This is a genomic window from Actinokineospora sp. UTMC 2448 (genome assembly GCF_024760565.1).
Taxonomy (GTDB): domain Bacteria; phylum Actinomycetota; class Actinomycetes; order Mycobacteriales; family Pseudonocardiaceae; genus Actinokineospora; species Actinokineospora fastidiosa.
In genome coordinates, this window is record NZ_CP031087.1 from 1,457,390 (window position 1) to 1,476,216 (window position 18,827).

The window sequence follows — 18,827 nt, forward strand, 5'->3', positions numbered from 1 at the left end:
GTCCGGCTGCGCAAAGCACGGGACACCATGGACCGCGACTACGCGCAGCCCCTCGACGTGCCCGCGCTCGCCAAGGCCGCGCTCATGTCGCCGGGCCACTTCTCGCGCAGCTTCCGCGCCGCGTACGGGGAGACGCCGTACTCCTACCTGATGACCCGCCGCATCGAGCGGGCCAAGGCGCTGTTGCGGCGCGGAGACCTGTCGGTCACCGACGTGTGCATGGCGGTCGGGTGTTCCTCGTTGGGCTCGTTCAGCACCCGGTTCACCGAACTGGTGGGGGAGACGCCCAGCGCCTACCGCGCCCGCGCCCACGACGAGGGCGCGGACATCCCGCCGTGCGTCGCCAAGATCCTCACGCGACCGGTCAGGAATGGAGAAGCGAAGTCCATCCGGCGCACCTAGCGTGTGCGCCATGGACATCAAGCTCGCACACACCTTCATCATCGTCGACGACCACGAGAAGGCGCTGGGGTTCTACCGGGACGCCCTGGGCTGGGAAGTGCGCACCGACGTCAGTTTCGAGGGCATGCGCTGGCTGACGCTGAGCCCACCGTCCCAGCCGGACCTGGAGATCGTGCTGGAGTCGCCCGCCGCCGACCCCAGCACATCGGAGGCCGACCGGCAGACCATCAGGGAACTGCTGGCCAAGGGCCTGCTGCGCGGCGTCACCCTCACCACAGACGACGTCGACGCCGCGTTCGAGCAGATCCAGGCGACCGGGGCCGAGGTGCTGCAGGAGCCCATGGACCAGCCCTACGGCGTCCGCGACTGCGCCTTCCGCGACCCGGCGGGCAACATGATCCGGCTCAACCAGCCGAAGGCGCAGTAGCCTTCCGATCATGTTCACCCCGGAGCAGCTGACGGAGTCCATGCCCTTCGCGCGCACCGCAGGTGTCGCGATCACCGCAGCGTCCCCCGAGGAGGTGCGCGCGAGCATGGCCTGGCAGGAGGACCGCTGCACCGTGGGCGGCACGCTGCACGGGGGCGCGCTCGTCACCCTCGCCGACTCCGCGGGGGCGGTGTGCGCGTTCCTCAACCTCCCCGAGGGCGCCAAGGGCACCTCCACGATCGAGACCAAGACCAACCTGTTCCGCGCCGCCCGCTCCGACGTGGAGGCTGTCGCCCGACCCCTGCACATCGGCTCCACCACGATCGTCGTCCAGACCGACCTCTACGCCGACGGCAAGCGCGTGGCGCAGACCACGCAGACCCAGATGGTCTTGCGCTAGACACTCCTCGGCCAACTCGGCGGGTTAGAACCACGCCATGACTGACGTGACCCGCCGCACCCTGCTCACCGCCGGTATGGCCACCGCTGGCTTAGCCCTGCCCGGAGTGGCCTTCGCATCGAGCAGGCCCACCCTCACCCACGGCGTCCAGACCGGGGACGTCACCCAGCACGGCGCCGTGCTGTGGACCCGCAGCGACCGGCCCGCGCGCATGCTGGTCGAGATCGCCCGCGACCCGTCCTTCCGGCACGCCCGCCGCCTGCGCGGCCCCGTGCTGACCCCGGACACCGACGGCACCGGCAAGCTGCGCCTCGACCACCTGCCGCCCGGCTGCGAGGTGCACTACCGGGTCGTCGCCGAGGACCTCGACGGCCGCGTCCGCAGCGCGGCGCTGACCGGCTCGTTCCGCACCGCGCCGGTCGGCCGCGCGGACGTGCGGTTCACCTGGTCCGGCGACGTGGCGGGCCAGGGCTGGGGCATCAACCCGGACACCGGCGGCATGACCGCCTACCGGGCGATGCTCGACCGCGACCCGCACTTCTTCATCAACAGCGGCGACACGGTCTACGCCGACAACCCGCTGCAGGAGACCGTGACCCTCCCCGACGGGCGCGTGTGGCGGAACCTGGTCACGCCCGCCAAGGCCAAGGTCGCCGAGACCCTCGACGAGTACCGCGGCCAGTTCGCCTACAACCTGCTGGACGACAACGTCCGCGCCTTCGCCGCCCGGGTCCCGACCATCGCCCAGTGGGACGACCACGAGGTGGTCAACAACTGGTACCCGGGCGAGATCCTGACCCTGCCGCAGTACACCGAGAAGCGCGTGGACGTCCTGGCCGCCCGCGCCTTCCAGGCCTTCCACGAGTGGCAGCCGATCGACGCCCGGCGCGCTGTCGACGGCCGGGTCTACCGCAGCTTCACCTACGGCCGCCACGTCGAGGTGTTCGTCGTGGACATGCGCTCCTACAAGGACGCCAACACCGCCCCGCGCGACGGCCGCGGCGTGGTGCTCGGCGAGCGGCAGGCCCGCTGGCTGGTCGACGGGCTCACCCGCAGCCGCGCCACCTGGAAGATCGTCGCCGCCGACCTCCCCATCGGCCTGACCGTCCCGGACGGCGCCGACATCGAGGGCATCGCCAACGGCAGGCCCGGCGCGCCCGGCGGCCGCGAGCACGAACTCGCGGGCGTCCTGCGCACCCTCTCCCGCCGCGGCGTCCGCGACGTCGTCTGGCTGACCGCCGACGTCCACTACACCGCCGCCCACCACTACTCCCCGGACCGCGCCGCCTTCACCGACTTCGACCCGTTCTGGGAGTTCGTCTCCGGCCCCCTGCACGCGGGCGCGTTCGGCCCGAACACCCTGGACCCCACGTTCGGCCCGGAGGCGGTGTTCGTCCACGCCCCGCCGCGGGCCAACCTGTCGCCGCTGGAGGGCTTCCAGCACTTCGGCGAGATCGACGTCGACGGCGCCACCGGCGAGCTCACGGTCCACCTGCGCGACGGTCAGGGAACGGCGCTGTGGTCGAAGACCCTGCGCCCGTCCGCGCGAGGTTGAGCCAGCACCTCGGCGAAGCGGGGAACCGCGTCCGGTTACCCTGCTCACACAACAGCTGTCCAGAAGGAGTACCGAAAGCCGTGAGTGAGCGCACCCTGGTCCTGGTCAAGCCCGACGGCGTCAGCCGGGGGCTGGTCGGGGAGGTCATCTCCCGCATCGAGCGCAAGGGCCTGAAGCTCGTCGCGCTGGAGCTGCGGAACGTCGAGCGGTCGGTGGCCGAGCAGCACTACGCCGAGCACGCCGAGCGGAGCTTCTTCGGCGACCTGCTCGACTTCATCACCTCGGGGCCGGTGCTGGCCGCCGTGGTCGAGGGCCCGCGCGCGGTGACCGCGTTCCGGCAGCTCGCAGGCGGGACCGACCCGGTGGAGAAGGCGACGCCGGGCACCATCCGCGGGGACTTCGGCCTGGAGGTCCAGTACAACCTGGTGCACGGCTCGGACTCCACCGAGTCCGCCGAGCGCGAGATCAAGATCTGGTTCCCCGAGCTCTGATCCGGTGCGGCGGGCCGCGGCCGGGCGGCCCGCCGAAATCCGGTGGGGATTGTCGGTGGCCCCGTCTAGGGTGCCCGACGTGGCGCACAACGGGGACGCGCTGGTCCACGCCGACGGGCTGACCAAGCGCTTTGGGGATTTCGCGGCGGTCAACGGCATCGACCTGAGAGTCGAGCGCGGGGAGGCGTTCGGCTTCCTCGGGCCCAACGGCGCGGGCAAGTCCTCCACGATGCGGATGATCGCGTGCGTCTCGCCGCGCACCGGGGGCGAGCTCTCCGTGCTGGGCATGGACCCCAACCGCGACGGCCCGCAGATCCGGGCGCGCATCGGCGTCTGCCCGCAGCTGGACAACCTCGACAACGAGCTGACCGTCCGGCAGAACCTGCACATCTACGGCCGCTACTTCGGCCTCTCCCGCGCGCAGGTCCGCGCGAAGGCCGTCGAGCTGCTCGACTTCGCCCAGCTCGCCGAGCGCGCCGACGACGAGGTGGAGCCGCTCTCCGGCGGCATGAAGCGGCGGCTGACCATCGCCCGGTCGCTGATCAACGACCCCGAGCTCCTGCTGCTCGACGAGCCCACCACCGGCCTGGACCCGCAGGCCCGCCACCTGCTCTGGGACCGCCTCTTCCGGCTCAAGCAGGAGGGCGTCACCCTCATCATCACCACGCACTACATGGACGAGGCCGAGCAGCTCTGCGACCGCCTGGTGGTGATGGACGGCGGCAAGATCGTCGCCGAGGGCAGCCCGGCTGGCCTGATCGCCCAGTACTCCACCCGCGAGGTCCTCGAACTGCGCTTCGCCCCCGGCACCCAGGCCGACGCCGTGCCCGACGTCGCCGACCTCGCCGACCGGGTCGAGGTGCTGCCCGACCGGCTGCTGCTCTACGCCGACGACGGCGAGGCCGCGCTCAAGGCGGCCCACAACCGCGGCGTGCACCCGCTGTCCAGCCTGGTGCGCCGCAGCTCGCTGGAGGACGTCTTCCTCCGCCTGACCGGCCGGACGCTGGTGGACTGATGCGCACATCGACCGGCACCGCCATCGGCCCCGCGCGCTCGGCGCTGATGGTCATCGAGGCGTTCTGGACCTGGTACAAGCGCAACTGGCGCTCGTCGGCGGTCTCCAGCATCCTGTCGCCGCTGCTGTTCCTGATCGCCCTCGGCTTCGGCTTCGGCTCCCAGGTCAGGGCGGGCGACGCCACGCTCGGCCTGCCGTACGTGCAGTACCTCGCGCCCGCGCTGGTGTGCGCCGCGGCGATGCAGACCGCGGCGTTCGAGTCGACGTTCCCGGTGCTGTCGTCGTTCAAGTGGCAGCGCAACTACATCGCCGTCACCGCCACCCCGATCGGCCCGAAGGCGCTGGTCGGCGGCGTGCTGGCGTGGATCGCGGTGCGGCTTGCGGTGTCCGGGGCGGTCTTCATGGTCGTCGCCGCCCTGCTCGGCGCGCTGACCGGCCCCGCTGCCCTGCTGGCGCTGCCCGTGTCGATCGTGACCGGGATGGCGATGGCGGCCCCGATCGTGGCGTACTCGTCGACCATCGAGACCGAGGGCCAGCAGTTCAACGCCATCTTCCGGTTCATCGTGATGCCGATGATGATGTTCTCCGGCACGTTCTTCCCGGTCGAGCAGCTGCCCGGATGGGCGCAGCCGGTCGTCTGGGCGACCCCGCTGTGGCACGGCACGGAGCTGGCCCGCGGGCTGTCCTTCGGCGGCGTCGACCCGCTCGCCGCCCTCGGCCACACGGCGTACCTGCTCGCCCTGTTCGCCGCGGGCGCCTACCTCTGCACGCGCACGTTCACCCGGAGGCTGGCGGTCTAGATGTCCACCGACACCACGGTCCGCTCCGCCGAGCCGCCGCCGATCCCGCCGCGCACCGGCTTCCTGCTGCGCCTGCTGCCCGCGGGCACGTACGCGGGCCGCGCCCGCGTGCTCATCGAGCGCTCGGTGATGACCCAGCGCAAGGCCTGGCTGGCCATCGCGTCGGGCTTCTTCGAGCCGCTGTTCTACCTGTTCGGCCTCGGCTACGGCTTCGGCCGGCTGGTCGGCGAGGTCACCGGCCCCACCGGCGAGCCGATGTCCTACGTCGCCTTCGTCGCCCCCGCCCTGCTGGCCGCCTCGGCCATGAACGGCGCGGTCTACGACGCCACGTTCAACATCTTCTTCAAGTTCAAGTACGCCAAGCTCTACGACGCGATGCTGGCCACGCCGCTGGGCCCGCTCGACGTCGCCATCGGCGAGATCACCTGGGCGCTGATCCGGGGCGCGCTGTACGCGGGCGGCTTCCTGGCGGTCATGCTCGGCATGGGCCTGCTGACCTCGCCGTGGGCGCTGCTCGCGCTGCCCGCCGCCATCTTCATCGCGTTCGCCTTCGCCGCGGTCGGCATGGCCTGCACGACCTACATGCGCTCCTGGCAGGACTTCGACCTCGTGCAGCTGGCGCTGCTGCCGATGTTCCTGTTCTCCACCACGTTCTTCCCGATCACCGTCTACCCGGGCTTCCTGCAGTTCATCGTGAAGTGCTTCCCGCTGTACCACGCGATCGAGGTCATGCGGGCCCTGTGCGGTGGCTTTGTCGACATGTCGATCCTGGGCCACCTGTCGTACTTCGCGGTGATGATCGGCATCGGCACGGTCGTGGCCTCGCGGCGGCTGGGCAAGCTGTTGCTGTCCTAGACGGCGATCACGGTGACCGCGGGTTCGAGGCCGACGAAGTCCTTCGGGTTGCGGGTCAGCAGGGGGAGCTGTCGCGCGGCCGCGGTCGATGCGATCAGGAGGTCGGCTATCCGCCCCCTCGGCTGTCGACCCTGCGCGTAGACCAAGGAGCACAGGTAGCCGTAGTACCGGGCGGCTGATGCGTCCACCGGCAGCACGTCGAGGGTGTTTTCCACCCACTGGACGTACTGCTGGCGCTTGGCGCGCACGACGGGGTCCTTCGTGGCGGACGGCCCGGCGGTGAGTTCGGCGAGCGTGACCGCGCTGATCGCGGCACTCCCGATGATGTCCTGCAGGCGCAGGGACGGCAGGTCGACCAGTACCGAGGTGTCGAGCAGGCCCCGCTCGTGCTCAGGCGTCATCGCGGGCCGCCTGCCGCTCCCACGGGTCGTCGCCGAGGTAGGGGTCGACGTACTCGTCGAGATCGGCGCGGAACTGGTCGAAGTCGATCCTGGGCAGCTGGGCGGCCAGCCGCTGCAGCTCTTCCACCGGGACGAAGGCGCGCCGCTGGATGGGGGTCACCTCGGCGATGGGCGTACCGTTGCGGGTGAGGATGAAGTGCTCCCCGTTCTCCACCGCGCGGAAGATGGCGGCGCTGTCGTTGCGCATCTCCCGCTGGGTGATGTACCTGGTCATAGCCCCAGGATACGACCAATGCGCTACGAGTTGCTACGGTAATCACCCGGTCGAAGCACGGGCTACCCTGGACGCACTATGAGCGTCGAGTCGGTCTTCCCCCAGTTGGAGCCCCTGCTGCCGAGGGTGTCCAAGCCGGTCCAGTACGTCGGCGGCGAGCTGAACGCCACCGTGAAGCCCTGGGAGCAGGCGAACGTCCGCTGGGCGCTGATGTACCCCGACGCCTACGAGGTGGGGCTGCCCAACCAGGGCGTCATGATCCTCTACGAGATCCTCAACGAGCTGCCCGACGTGCTCGCCGAGCGGACCTACGCGGTCTGGTCGGACCTGGAGAAGCTGATGCGCGAGCACGGCGTCCCCCAGTTCACCGTCGACGGGCACCGGCCGGTCAAGGCGTTCGACGTGCTGGGCGTCAGCTTCGCCACCGAGCTGGGCTACACCAACCTGCTCAACGCGCTCGACCTGGCGGGCATCCCCCTGCACGCCGCCGACCGCACCACCGACGACCCGGTCGTCCTGGCGGGCGGGCACGCCGCGTTCAACCCCGAGCCCATCGCCGACTTCATCGACGCCGCCGTGCTCGGCGACGGCGAGGAGGCGGTCGGCCAGATCACCGACATCATCCGCGCGTGGAAGGCCGACGGCCGCCCGGGCGGCCGCGACGAGCTGCTGACCCGCCTCGCCGAGACCGGCACCGTCTACATCCCGCGCTTCTACGACGTCGCCTATGCCGAGGACGGGCGCATCGCCAGCGTCACGCCCAACCGCGAGCGCGTCCCCGAGGTCGTCGCCAAGCGCACGACCATGGACCTCGACGCGTGGCCCTACCCGAAGCAGCCGCTGGTCCCGCTCGCCGAGTCCGTGCACGAGCGGATGAGCGTGGAGATCTTCCGCGGCTGCACCCGGGGCTGCCGCTTCTGCCAGGCAGGCATGATCACCCGCCCGGTGCGCGAGCGCAGCATCGACGGCATCGGCGCGATGGTGCAGCAGGGCCTGGCGGCCAGCGGCTTCGAGGAGGTCGGCCTGCTGTCGCTGTCCAGCGCCGACCACTCCGAGATCGGCGAGATCACCAAGCAGCTCGCCGACCGCTACACCGGCACCAACACCGGCCTGTCGCTGCCGAGCACCCGGGTCGACGCGTTCAACATCGACCTGGCCAACGAGCTGTCCCGCAACGGCCGCCGCTCCGGGCTCACCTTCGCCCCCGAGGGCGGCAGCGAGCGCATCCGCCGCGTCATCAACAAGATGGTGTCCGAAGAGGACCTCATCAAGACCGTCAGCACGGCCTACGCCAACGGCTGGCGGCAGGTGAAGCTGTACTTCATGTGCGGGCTGCCGACCGAGACCGACGACGACGTCCTGCAGATCGCCGAGATGGCGCGCAACGTCATCCGCGCGGGCCGGGAGGCCAGCGGCCAGAAGGACATCCGCTGCACGATCTCCATCGGCGGGTTCGTGCCCAAGCCGCACACCCCGTTCCAGTGGGCCGCGCAGACCGACCCGGACACTGTGGACGCCCGGCTGCGCAAGCTGCGCGAGGCGGTCAACTCCGACCGCCGCATCGGCCGCAGCATCGGCATGCGCTACCACGACGGCAAGCCCAGCCACATCGAGGGCCTGCTGTCCCGGGGCGACCGCAGGGTCGGCCGGGTCATCGAGCGGGTCTGGCGCGACGGCGGCCGCTTCGACGGCTGGAGCGAGCACTTCTCCTACGAGCGCTGGGTGGCCGCCTGCGAGTCCGAGCTGACCCCGCTGGGCGTCTCGCTGGCCTGGTACACCACCCGCGAGCGCACCGAGGACGAGGTGCTGCCCTGGGACCACCTCGACTCCGGCCTGGACAAGCAGTGGCTGTGGGACGACTGGCAGGACGCCATCGACGAGCGCGAGCAGGACGACTGCCGCTGGACGCCGTGCTTCGACTGCGGCGTCTGCCCGGCGATGGGCACCGACATCGAGATCGGCCCCACCGGCCGCAAGCTGCTGCCGATCAGCCCGGTCGGCCAGGGCACGCCGGTGCGCAATCCGGCGCTGACCCAGTAGCTAGGGGACCCGCACCAGCCCGTGCCCGTAGAAGCTGTTGTAGCGGGCGTAGCCGGTGCAGTAGGCGTCCTGTCCCGCCACGCCGTCGAGGTCGTAGTCGGCGGGGCAGGGCAGTGACCGCGCCTGCCCGGTGAGCGCCCGCGCCAGCCGCTGCGGCGTCGCGTAGGGCTGCTGTCCGGCCAGCAGGGCCGCGACACCGGTCACGTGCGGCGCGGCCATCGAGGTCCCGCAGGCCGTCCCGTAGCCGCCCGGCACCGTGGAGAGCACGCAGTCGCCCTCCTCGCCGCCGGGCGCTGTGACGTCCACCACGCCGAGGCCGTAGGCGCTGTAGCCGGACTTCACCTGATCGGGGCCGACCGCCGACACCGCGACCACGCCGCGCAGGCCGCCCGGCAGGAGCTTGCAGCTGCCGTCCAGCGTCCGCCTGCCCCGGCTGTCGGCCGTCTCGCCGCTGGGCGCTGCCAGGTCGGTGTTCTCGTTGGACGCCGCCGCGACCGTCAGCACACCGCGGATCGAGGCGTAGTCGACCGCGCGCCGGACCGCCTCGAAGACGACGTGCTCGGCCTCGCGGTCGCAGGTCAGCAGCCACGGGTCGACGAAGTAGGAGTTGTTCGTCACGGTCATGCGCTTGGCCGCGGCCCACATCAGCCCGCAGATCACGGCCTCCGGGTAGACGTACCCGGCGTCGTCGACGACCTTCACCGAGGCCAGCCGCACGCCGGGGGCCACCCCGGTGATGCCCTTGCCGTCGTCGGCCGCCGCGATCAGGCCCGCGACGTGCGTGCCGTGCGGCGAGGTCGTCGGCGCCCACGCGGCGGGCCTCGGGTCGGCCACGCCGGTCAGGCAGCCCGCCGACACCGTCGGGTCGACGGCGGCGACGAGGTCGGGGTGGGTGGCGTCGATGCCGGAGTCCAGCACGCCGACCAGCACGTCCGCGCTGACCGCGCGCTCGCGGTCAGCGCCGATCATGGTCATGTTCCACTGCTCGCCCGTGCGGTCGGCGGGGGCGACCGGGCCGCCCGAGCTCAGCGGCGGGTTGCCCCGCTCACCCGCGGTGACCGACCGGGCGCTGAAGGCCCGGTCGCGGCCCATCCGGTCGGCGAAGGCGGGGTCGGCCGAGACGGCGATGCCCACGGCGATCTGCGCGTAGTAGCCCGTCAGCGACCCGCAGGCGACGGTGGTGTCCAGCTTGGCGTCCTCAGCGGCCGTGCCCGCGTCGAAGAGGACCACGTAACGCAGGGTCGGCCCGCTGGTCGAACAGCCCGAGCGCGGCTCGGCCGCGGCGTCGACGGCGAGGGTGACCTGGGTCGTCGCGACGAGCGCGACGCTGACCGCTGCCGCCAAGGTCCGGCGCAGCAGAGGCACGGGCGACCTCCAGTGCTGGGTCCGCCGGTTGCTACGGCGTCTGCTGTCCACTGCATCGCGGACGGTAGCCACGACGCCTTCGGGAAACAAGCGCGTCGGCGTATTTGGCGCTGAGGGTACGGTGCCAGGCACGCGCATTGCTCACCAGGGGAGCAGTGCCAGTGCCACCAGAAGGAGCAACCCCTGAGCCGGAAGGACCAGCCCAACCCCTCGGCGCCGCCGGTGCAGAAGCTGCGCGTGCGGTACGCCAAGCGGGGCAGGCTCCGCTTCACCTCCCACCGCGACGTCGCGCGCGCCTTCGAGCGGGCGCTGCGCCGCGCGGGCGTGCCGATGGCCTACTCGCAGGGCTTCAGCCCGCACCCGAAGATCTCCTGGATCGGCGCTGCGCCCACCGGCGTGGCGAGCGAGGCCGAGTACGTCGAGGTCCAGCTCGTGGCCGCGGTCGACCCCTCGGCCCTCGCGCGCGCCCTCGACGAGGCCCTGCCGCCCGGGCTCGACGTGCTCGACGTGGTGGCGGCCGGGCCGGGCTCGCTGGCCGACCGGGTCGACGCCGCCGAGTGGCTGGTCGAGATGCCGGGCGTGTCGTCGGACACACTGCGCGCCGCCGTCGACCGGCTGCTCGCCGAGGAGCACGTCATGGTCTCCCGCCGCACCAAGGACGGCACGCGCGAGATCGACGTGCGACCAGCGGTGATCCTCGCGGAGGTGGCCGATCCCGCCGACGGGCGACCCGCTGTGGGCATCGACATGCCCGCCGGGGACGGTCCGTGTGGGATACTGCGTATGGTCGTCCGGCAGACAACACCGGCCGTTCGGCCCGACGACGTACTGAGCGCGCTCCGTGTCGTCGCCGCCCTCGACCAGCCGGTGCCCGCGAAGGCGACCCGATTGGCGCAGGGGCGGCTGGACGATGTCGGTGCGCTGTCCGACCCGCTGGCCCCGGACAGGGCCGCGTCGGCCGGATAGCGCGGTCGCCGAGCCCGGATCGCGCCACGCTGTCGTCGCGTGACCTGACGTCGCGCCCGCCCGCCGTGCCATGCGGAGCGGTCCGGCGGAGGCGAGGATTCCCGCCGCTCCCACGCGGCGGATTGGACAACTAGGGCCCCTGAGCGGCCGCGCACCCAGCGCGCCCGGGGGCGGAGGAGCTACATGTCGGATATGTCGAACCCTGCCGGAGAGACCGGCGGGGCCGCCACCACACCCGCGCTGGCCGACCTGCCCGCCAAGGTGCGCGTGCACGCGTTGGCCAAGCTGCTCGGCGTGAGCAGCCGCGAGGTGCTCGGCGCGCTGGAGGAGCTGGGCGAACCCGCCCGCGGCGCGCAGTCGAGCGTGGCCAAGGACCTGGCGCTGCGGGTCGCCGCCGCGCTGGCGGGGGAGCAGGCCGAGAGCCCGGAGAGCCCCGACAGCCCGGACAGCGCCGACAGCGTTGACGAGGCCGTCGACGAGGCGGTCGAGGAAGTCGAGGAAGTCGAGGAGCCCAGGGCGGCGGCCGCCCGGGTGCCCGCGCTGCCGGTGTTCGCCTCGGCGTCGCCGCTGTTCCAGGCTCCGGACCCGGCCGCTGCGGCCCCGTCGCGCCGCAAGGCCCGGCCCGAGCCCGAGCCGGAGCCCGAGCCCGACGAGCAGGTCGACGAGGCCGCCGACGCGGCCGACGCCGACGCCGATGGCGACGAGGGCGCGGGCAGGCGCCGCCGCCGAGGCCGCCGAGGCCGCGGCCGGGGTCGCGGGGCCGACGACGCCACCGACGCCGACGAGACCGAGTCCGCCGAGGCCGAGCAGCCCGAGGCAGCCGAGCAGCCCGAGGCCGACGAGGACGGGGGCAGCAAGCGCCGCCGCCGCCGTCGCCGCCGCAAGGGCGGCGAGGACGCCGACGCCGCTGAGGCCGACGACCCGCCGAACACCGTCACCCACGTCCGCGAGTCGCGGGACGTCCGCGACGACCGCGCCGAGCGCGATGCCGCCCGCGACGAGGTGCGCAGCGTGCGCGGCTCGACCCGGCTCGAGGCCAAGCGCCAGCGCCGCCGCGACGGCCGCGAGGCCGGGCGCAGGCGCGCGCCGATCCTCTCCGAGGCCGAGTTCCTGGCCCGCCGCGAGGCCGTCGACCGCACGATGGTCGTCCGCGAGTACAGCGACCGCACGCAGATCGGCGTGCTGGAGGACGGGGTGCTCGTCGAGCACTTCGTGACCTCGTCCGGCAGCGGCTCGCTGGTCGGCAACGTGTACCTGGGCCGCGTGCAGAACGTGCTGCCCAGCATGGAGGCCGCCTTCGTCGACATCGGCCGCGGCCGCAACGCCGTGCTCTACGCGGGCGAGGTCGACTGGGACGCCGCCGGGCTGGAGGGCAAGGCCCGCAAGATCGAGCAGGCGCTGTCCACCGGCGACAGCGTGCTGGTGCAGGTCACCAAGGACCCGGTCGGCCACAAGGGCGCCCGGCTGACCACCCAGATCTCGCTGCCCGGCCGGTTCCTGGTCTACGTGCCCGGCGGCGGGGCCACCGGCATCTCCCGCAAGCTGCCGGAGAACGAGCGCCGCAGGCTCAAGGACGTGCTCAAGCGCGTGGTCCCCGAGGACGCGGGCGTGATCATCCGCACCGCGTCGGAGGGCATCAGCGAGGAGGAGCTGGGCCGCGACGTGCGCCGTCTGCAGGCGCAGTGGCAGGTCATCAAGGAGAAGGCGGACGCGGGCACCGGCCGCAAGGGCTCGGGCAAGGGCGGCTCGGCCAAGAGCTCGGCCCCCACGCTGCTCTACGAGGAGCCCGACCTGCTGGTGAAGGTCGTCCGCGACCTGTTCACCGAGGACTTCAGCGCGCTGATCGTCCAGGGCGACACCGCCTGGGAGACCATCGACGCCTACGTCCGCCACGTCGCCCCCGAGCTGGCCGACCGCGTGCGCAGGCACAGCGGGCCCAAGGACGCCTTCACCACCCACCGCATCGAGGAGCAGCTGCTCAAGGCGCTCGACCGCAAGGTGTGGCTGCCCTCCGGCGGCTACCTGGTGATCGACCGCACCGAGGCGATGACCGTCATCGACGTCAACACCGGCAAGTTCACCGGGTCGGGTGGAAACCTGGAGGAGACGGTCACCCGCAACAACCTGGAGGCCGCCGAGGAGATCGTCCGCCAGCTGCGGCTGCGCGACGTGGGCGGCATCATCGTCATCGACTTCATCGACATGGTGCTGGAGTCCAACCGCGACCTCGTGCTGCGGCGGCTCACCGAGTGCCTCGGCCGCGACCGCACCCGCCACCAGGTGGCGGAGGTCACCTCGCTCGGCCTGGTCCAGATGACCCGCAAGCGGGTCGGCACCGGCCTGCTCGAGGCGTTCAGCACCACGTGCGAGCACTGCAAGGGCCGCGGCGTGAACGTCTCGACCGAGCCGATCGTGAAGTCGGCCAACGGCCAGCAGAACGGTCAGAGCGGCCAGGGCGGCCAGAGCGGCGGCGGGCAGAAGGAGTCCAAGCGCTCCCGCAACCGCGGCGAGGACCGGGCGGCGGCCAAGGAGAAGGAGGCCGTCGAGGCGCCCAAGGAGGAGCCGGTCGCCCCGGAGCCGGAGCGGGAGGCCGCCAAGGCGGCCGTCGCCCAGATCGCGCGGTCCACGGTCCGCGCGGGCGACGACGACCCGGACGCCGCGGGCCCCGAGGTGCCCGAGCAGGCCCGCAACGGCAACGGCAGGGTGCCGGAGGCCGCGCTGGCCCCCGCTGCCCCGCGCAGGCGCCGCAGGGCCGCGTCCCGCCCGGCCGGACCGCCGGTCGGGGTGGACGCCGAGGGCTGACCCGGGACCCGGTTTGACCCTGGTTTCCGGCGGCACGTACGCTGTAGCACGGCCCGCCTCACTGGTGGGCCGTGTCGTGCACCAAGCCTGGTCCGCCTCAGCGTGACCCTGGAGAGCATGACCCCCACTGTCTAGCAGCAGGAGACTTCCGTCCGATGTACGCGATCGTCAAGACCGGCGGCAAGCAGTACAAGGTGGCTGTCGGCGACGTCGTCGAGGTCGAGAAGCTCGAGGGCGTGCCGGGCACCGAACTCAGCCTTGCCGCGGTGCTGGTCGTCGACGGCACCGACGTCACCACGGACGCGGACGCCCTGGCGAAGGTTGCGGTGACCGGCAAGGTCGTCGAGCACACCAAGGGCCCGAAGATCCGGATCCACAAGTTCAAGAACAAGACCGGCTACCACAAGCGCCAGGGTCACCGGCAGAAGCTGACCCGCGTCGAGGTCACCGGCATCACGGTGAAGTGAGGACCTGAGCAGCCATGGCACACAAAAAGGGTGCTTCCAGCTCCCGCAACGGGCGCGACTCGAACCCCCAGTACCTGGGCGTGAAGCGGTTCGGCGGCCAGGTCGTCAAGTCCGGTGAGATCCTGATCCGCCAGCGCGGCACCAAGTTCCACCCGGGCGTCAACGTCGGCCGAGGCAAGGACGACACGCTGTTCGCGCTGGCCGCGGGCGCCGTCCAGTTCGGCACGCGGCGCGGTCGCAAGACCGTCAACATCGTCCCGGTCGAGGCCTGAGGCCCGACCGCGAGACCCCTATGACGAGGGCGGGCCTGCCTTGGCCCGCCCTTTGTCGTGTCTGAGAGGAAGTCATGTCCCGATTCGTCGACCGGGTGGTCATCCACGTCTCCGGCGGCAACGGCGGCAACGGGTGCGCGTCGGTCCACCGGGAGAAGTTCAAGCCGCTGGGCGGCCCCGACGGCGGCAACGGCGGCAACGGCGGCGACGTCGTGCTCGTCGTCGACGCCAACGTGCACACGCTGCTCGACTTCCACTTCCGCCCGCACGCGGTCGCCACGCACGGCAAGCAGGGGCAGGGCTCCAACCGCGACGGCGCGAACGGGCAGGACCTGGAGCTCAAGGTGCCCGAGGGCACGGTCGTGATGTCCCAGGACGGGGAGATCCTGGCCGACCTCGTCGGCCACGGCACCCGCTTCGTCGCGGCCCAGGGCGGGCGCGGCGGGCTCGGCAACGCGGCGCTGGCGTCCAAGGCCCGCAGAGCGCCCGGGTTCGCGCTGCTCGGCGAGCCCGGCGACACCCGGGACCTGGTGCTCGAGCTGCGCTCGATGGCCGACGCCGGGCTGGTCGGGTTCCCGTCGGCGGGCAAGTCGTCGCTGATCGCGGTGCTGTCGGCGGCCAAGCCGAAGATCGCGGACTACCCGTTCACCACGCTGGTGCCGAACCTGGGCGTGATCACCGCGGGGGAGACGGTGTTCACCATGGCCGACGTGCCCGGGCTGATCCCGGGGGCGTCCGAGGGCAAGGGCCTGGGCCTGGACTTCCTGCGCCACATCGAGCGCTGCTCGGTGCTGGTGCACGTCGTCGACTGCGCGACCGACGAGCCCGGCCGCGACCCGCTGTCGGACATCGACGCGCTGGAGGCCGAGCTGGCCCGCTACACCCCGGCGCTGGGCGGCACGCTGGCCGACCGGCCGAGGATGGTCGTGCTGAACAAGATGGACGTGCCCGAGGCGCGGGAGCTGGCCGAGCTGGTGCGCCCGGACATCGAGGCCCGCGGCCTGCCCGTGTTCGAGGTCTCGACCGCCACCCGCGAGGGGCTGCGCGAGCTGACGTTCGCCCTGGCCAGGATCGTGGAGGAGGACCGGGCGGCGCGGCCGATCGTCGAGCCGACCCGGATCGTCCTGCGGCCGAGGGCCGTCGACGACAGCGGCTTCACCATCGAGGCCAACCCGGCCGAGGAGGGCGCGTTCATCGTCCGCGGCGAGCGCCCGGAGCGCTGGGTGCGGCAGACGAACTTCGACAACGCCGAGGCCATCGGCTACCTGGCCGACCGGCTGGCGCGGCTGGGCGTCGAGGAGGCGCTGGCCAAGGCGGGCGCGCGGCCCGGCTGCCCGGTCACCATCGGTGACATGACCTTCGACTGGGAGCCGTCGACGCCCGCGGGTATCGCGATGACCATGTTCTCCCGGGGCAGCGACCCCCGCCTGGAGCAGGACGACCGCATCAGCGCCGCCGAGCGCAAGCACGCCCGCAGGGTCCGCCGCGGCTTGGAGAAGCCGGACGAGGCGGAATGACCGGTCTGCGCTCGGCGACCCGCGCCGCGGTCGCCGCCGCCCGCCTGGTGGTGGTCAAGGTCGGCTCGTCGTCGCTGACCACCGCCGCGGGCGGCCTCGACCCGGACCGCCTGCACGCCCTGGTCGACGCCCTGGCGGCGCGGCGGGCGATGTCGTCGGTCGTGCTGGTGTCCTCCGGCGCCATCGCCGCGGGCCTCGCGCCGCTCGGCCTGGCGCGCCGACCGCGCGACCTGGCCACCCAGCAGGCGGCGGCGAGCGTGGGCCAGCTGGCGCTCGGCCACGCCTATGTCGAGTCCTTCGCCCGCCACGGCCTGCGCGTCGGCCAGGTGCTGCTGACCGCGGACGACGTCGTGCGCCGCGCGCACTACCGCAACGCCCAGCGGACCCTGTCCCGCCTGCTGGCGCTGGGCGTGGTCCCGGTGGTCAACGAGAACGACACCGTCGCCACCGACGAGATCCGCTTCGGCGACAACGACCGCCTGGCCGCCCTGGTCGCCCACCTCATCGGCGCCGAGGCCCTGGTCCTGCTGTCCGATGTGGACGCACTCTACGACGGCGACCCCCGGCTCGGCGCGGCGCGGCCCATCGAGGAGGTCACCGACGCCGCCGACGTCGCCGACGTCGACGCGGGCGCGTCCGGCTCCGGCCTGGGCACCGGCGGCATGGCATCGAAACTCGCCGCCGCCCGCCTGGCCTCCGTCGCGGGCGTCCCGGTCCTGTTGGCCTCCGCCGCAGCGGCGGACCGCGCCCTGACCTCCGCCGACGTCGGCACCGCCTTCACCGCCTCCGGCCGCAGGCTCACCGCCCGCCGCTTCTGGCTCGCCTACGCCGCCGACTCCACCGGCATCCTGACCCTCGACGAGGGCGCCGTCGCCGCCGTGGTCGCCCGCCGCCGCTCCCTGCTGGCCGCGGGAATCACCGCCGTCTCCGGCGACTTCCAGGCAGGCGACGTCGTGGACCTGACCGACCCCAGCGGCCGCGTCGTGGCCCGCGGCCTGGTGGCCTACGACTCCACCGAGCTGCCCGACCTCATCGGCCAATCCACCCGCGACCTCCCGGCCGAGCACCGCCGCGAGGTCGTCCACGCCGACGACCTGGTCGCGCTAGCGCACGGCTGAAACGTAGAACATCGGCCAGACGCTCAGGAAGCGGTCGTGTGCGCCGCGGGCGGCCTGGTCCGCCAGCCACGCGTCGGCCTCCGCGCGTGTCACTCGACCTGAGTCCACCGCGCCGTTCGCCAGGACCATCAGGGACGGGGTCATCATCGCGTGGTCGGTGTTGACCGTCGTGTGCACCTCGACCGTGACGTCATGGAAGCCCGCGTCCAGCAGCAGGGCGCGGAAGCGGCGGCCCGCGTGCTTCCTGTTCAGCACCGTCCGCGCCGCCTGGATGATGTTCTCAGGCCCGTCCACCACGACCATCCCGTAGTCCTGCCCCACCAGCACCGCGCGCCCGCCCGGCGTCAGCACGCGGTGCGCTTCCGCCAGGGCCAGTGCCGCGTCCGGGACCTTGTGCAGGACCCGCGAGGCGCGGTAGCCCTGGACAGACCCGTCCGCCAGCGGCAGCGCGGCCGCGTCGCCGACGTGAAACTCGATGGCCGGATGCCGCGAGCGGGCGAGGGCGATCGCGTCCTCGGCGAGGTCGACGCCGATCACCCGGTGCCCCGCCGCGGCCAGTTCCGCGGCGGCGTGGCCCGCGCCGCAGCCGACGTCGACCACCGTGGAGCGCGGCGGCAGCGCCAGCATGGCCATGACCCGCGCGCGGGCCTCGGCCATCCCGGGCATCGACTCGATCCGGTCGAGGTAGGCGGTCATCGGACGTCCAACAGCAGCAGCGCGTACACGGCCAGCCAGTGCTCGACGGCGAAGTCCGAGCCGCTGACCTCGGACAGCGCGGCTTCCGCGTGCCGCTTCGCCGACTCCAGCAGCGGTTCGACGCGCGCGTCGTCCGGCGGCAGCGCGCTCGCGATCCGCCGCAGCCCCCACGCGCGGCTCAGGTTCAGCCCGTGGAGATGCGCGATCAGGCCGTCGGTGGAGTCGGACACGTGCGCCGGGGTGAACGCCGCCTCCGGCAGGAACTCCGCCAGCCACGCCGGGAAATCCGGCAGGACCGACGCCATCAGCTCGGCCTCGCAGAGCGCGGGGGAGAGGAAGTCGAACCCGCTGGGCTCGTAGTCGGCCGGGTAGGCCTTGTCCGAGGCGAACATCCGCAGCGCCGTGTCGACGACCAGTTGGCGCAGCGCCGGGTCGTTGGCCTCCGCGTACGGCAGGATCCGGGACAGCGCGAACGCCGTGTTGCCGTGCATGCCCTGTCGCACCGGGTAGGTCAGCTTGGGCAGCCACGCGGTGAAGTTCGCGGCGGCCGTCCGCGCCAGCGGGGCGAGCGCGTCCGCCCACCGCGAGCCCGCCGCGTCGTGCGCGAGCCACAGCGCCCACGCCTGCCCGTACGGCCTGCTGTGGTGGGGATTCTCCGCGCAGTACGCCGCCTCGACCGCGACCGCCTCGGGCGCGAGACGCTCGTCCAGCAGCGCCTCGATGTCACCCCTGGGAACGTCCAGATCGGACTGGTGCAGGCGGACCAGCACCCAGTGCATCTCCAGGCAGGAGTGCCAGTCGAAGCTGCCGTGGAAGCTCGGGTGCACGTCCCTCGGATGCGCGGGATGGTCGCCGGGCCCCTGCATCATGTGCCGCAGGTGATACGGGAACTCGCGGCGGATGGAGTCGATCGCGGTGCGCGCCAGTTCATCGGCGCGCTCGGTCAGCAGGTCTGCCCACATGT

20 protein-coding genes are annotated in these 18,827 nt (G+C 72.5%); 15 read left to right on the forward strand and 5 right to left on the reverse strand.

The window, feature by feature from the left end; all coding sequences use genetic code 11:
• The first annotated feature begins 27 nt into the window (after positions 1 to 27).
• The 8 genes from Actkin_RS06855 (at position 28) to Actkin_RS06890 (ending at position 5,945) form a co-directional block, all read left to right on the forward strand.
• Positions 28 to 402: a helix-turn-helix transcriptional regulator gene (locus Actkin_RS06855; protein ID WP_189212482.1), complete on the forward strand. Its 375-nt coding sequence runs from the start codon at positions 28 to 30 to the stop codon at positions 400 to 402.
• A gap of 10 nt (positions 403 to 412) precedes the next feature.
• A complete protein-coding gene (locus tag Actkin_RS06860; protein ID WP_189212130.1) occupies positions 413 to 829 on the forward strand; it encodes a VOC family protein in 417 nt (138 codons plus the stop codon).
• A 10-nt stretch (positions 830 to 839) separates the two neighbouring features.
• Positions 840 to 1,229: a PaaI family thioesterase gene (locus Actkin_RS06865; protein ID WP_258906410.1), complete on the forward strand. Its 390-nt coding sequence runs from the start codon at positions 840 to 842 to the stop codon at positions 1,227 to 1,229.
• A 37-nt stretch (positions 1,230 to 1,266) separates the two neighbouring features.
• Positions 1,267 to 2,784 (forward strand): alkaline phosphatase D family protein, encoded by a 1,518-nt coding sequence (locus Actkin_RS06870; protein WP_258906411.1) that lies wholly within the window; start codon positions 1,267 to 1,269, stop codon positions 2,782 to 2,784.
• A gap of 80 nt (positions 2,785 to 2,864) precedes the next feature.
• Positions 2,865 to 3,275 (forward strand): nucleoside-diphosphate kinase, encoded by a 411-nt coding sequence (gene ndk / locus Actkin_RS06875; protein WP_189212127.1) that lies wholly within the window; start codon positions 2,865 to 2,867, stop codon positions 3,273 to 3,275.
• Between the two features lie 79 nt (positions 3,276 to 3,354).
• Positions 3,355 to 4,290 (forward strand): ABC transporter ATP-binding protein, encoded by a 936-nt coding sequence (locus Actkin_RS06880; RefSeq protein WP_189212126.1) that lies wholly within the window; start codon positions 3,355 to 3,357, stop codon positions 4,288 to 4,290.
• Entirely contained in the window at positions 4,290 to 5,090 is an 801-nt protein-coding gene (locus tag Actkin_RS06885) for an ABC transporter permease (protein ID WP_309569118.1), read from the forward strand. The genes Actkin_RS06880 and Actkin_RS06885 overlap by 1 nt, the downstream gene beginning before the upstream one ends.
• A complete protein-coding gene (locus tag Actkin_RS06890; RefSeq protein WP_189212124.1) occupies positions 5,091 to 5,945 on the forward strand; it encodes an ABC transporter permease in 855 nt (284 codons plus the stop codon).
• Here the strand turns inward: Actkin_RS06890 and Actkin_RS06895 are convergent.
• The gene (locus Actkin_RS06895; RefSeq protein WP_189212123.1) at positions 5,942 to 6,346 is read right to left on the reverse strand and encodes a type II toxin-antitoxin system VapC family toxin; all 405 of its coding nucleotides are present in this window, start codon (positions 6,344 to 6,346) and stop codon (positions 5,942 to 5,944) included. The two genes, Actkin_RS06890 and Actkin_RS06895, sit on opposite strands and share 4 nt — an antisense overlap.
• The gene (locus Actkin_RS06900; protein ID WP_189212122.1) at positions 6,336 to 6,620 is read right to left on the reverse strand and encodes a type II toxin-antitoxin system Phd/YefM family antitoxin; all 285 of its coding nucleotides are present in this window, start codon (positions 6,618 to 6,620) and stop codon (positions 6,336 to 6,338) included. The genes Actkin_RS06895 and Actkin_RS06900 overlap by 11 nt, the downstream gene beginning before the upstream one ends.
• A 78-nt stretch (positions 6,621 to 6,698) precedes the next feature.
• Here Actkin_RS06900 and Actkin_RS06905 point away from each other — a divergent pair, with 78 nt between their 5' ends.
• Positions 6,699 to 8,660, forward strand: a complete 1,962-nt coding sequence (locus tag Actkin_RS06905; RefSeq protein ID WP_258906412.1) for a TIGR03960 family B12-binding radical SAM protein — start codon at positions 6,699 to 6,701, stop codon at positions 8,658 to 8,660.
• Here the strand turns inward: Actkin_RS06905 and Actkin_RS06910 are convergent, their stop codons facing one another.
• Positions 8,661 to 10,025, reverse strand: a complete 1,365-nt coding sequence (locus Actkin_RS06910) for a S8 family peptidase (protein WP_309569119.1) — start codon at positions 10,023 to 10,025, stop codon at positions 8,661 to 8,663. It lies immediately after the preceding gene.
• Positions 10,026 to 10,247: 222 nt separating this feature from the next.
• On the opposite strand from Actkin_RS06910, the gene Actkin_RS06915 reads away from it, so the two are divergent.
• From Actkin_RS06915 to proB, 6 genes are all read left to right on the forward strand, one after another.
• The gene (locus Actkin_RS06915) at positions 10,248 to 10,991 is read left to right on the forward strand and encodes a TIGR03936 family radical SAM-associated protein (protein WP_258906413.1); all 744 of its coding nucleotides are present in this window, start codon (positions 10,248 to 10,250) and stop codon (positions 10,989 to 10,991) included.
• A gap of 183 nt (positions 10,992 to 11,174) precedes the next feature.
• Positions 11,175 to 13,793: an Rne/Rng family ribonuclease gene (locus Actkin_RS06920; RefSeq protein ID WP_258906414.1), complete on the forward strand. Its 2,619-nt coding sequence runs from the start codon at positions 11,175 to 11,177 to the stop codon at positions 13,791 to 13,793.
• 155 nt (positions 13,794 to 13,948) lie between these two features.
• Positions 13,949 to 14,260, forward strand: a complete 312-nt coding sequence (gene rplU, locus Actkin_RS06925) for a 50S ribosomal protein L21 (protein ID WP_189212117.1) — start codon at positions 13,949 to 13,951, stop codon at positions 14,258 to 14,260.
• Between the two features lie 14 nt (positions 14,261 to 14,274).
• A complete protein-coding gene (gene rpmA / locus Actkin_RS06930; protein WP_189212116.1) occupies positions 14,275 to 14,532 on the forward strand; it encodes a 50S ribosomal protein L27 in 258 nt (85 codons plus the stop codon).
• 74 nt (positions 14,533 to 14,606) lie between these two features.
• Complete coding sequence (gene obgE / locus Actkin_RS06935) at positions 14,607 to 16,049, forward strand: GTPase ObgE (protein ID WP_189212115.1); 1,443 nt, start codon at positions 14,607 to 14,609, stop codon at positions 16,047 to 16,049.
• The gene (gene proB / locus Actkin_RS06940) at positions 16,046 to 17,167 is read left to right on the forward strand and encodes a glutamate 5-kinase (protein WP_258906416.1); all 1,122 of its coding nucleotides are present in this window, start codon (positions 16,046 to 16,048) and stop codon (positions 17,165 to 17,167) included. The genes obgE and proB overlap by 4 nt, the downstream gene beginning before the upstream one ends.
• Here the strand turns inward: proB and Actkin_RS06945 are convergent.
• Together Actkin_RS06945 and Actkin_RS06950 are read right to left on the reverse strand one after the other, a co-directional pair.
• Complete coding sequence (locus Actkin_RS06945; RefSeq protein WP_258906417.1) at positions 17,153 to 17,863, reverse strand: methyltransferase domain-containing protein; 711 nt, start codon at positions 17,861 to 17,863, stop codon at positions 17,153 to 17,155. The genes proB and Actkin_RS06945 overlap by 15 nt on opposite strands.
• Positions 17,860 to 18,825 (reverse strand): DUF2891 domain-containing protein, encoded by a 966-nt coding sequence (locus Actkin_RS06950; protein ID WP_258906418.1) that lies wholly within the window; start codon positions 18,823 to 18,825, stop codon positions 17,860 to 17,862. The genes Actkin_RS06945 and Actkin_RS06950 overlap by 4 nt, the downstream gene beginning before the upstream one ends.
• Positions 18,826 to 18,827: the final 2 nt, after the last annotated feature.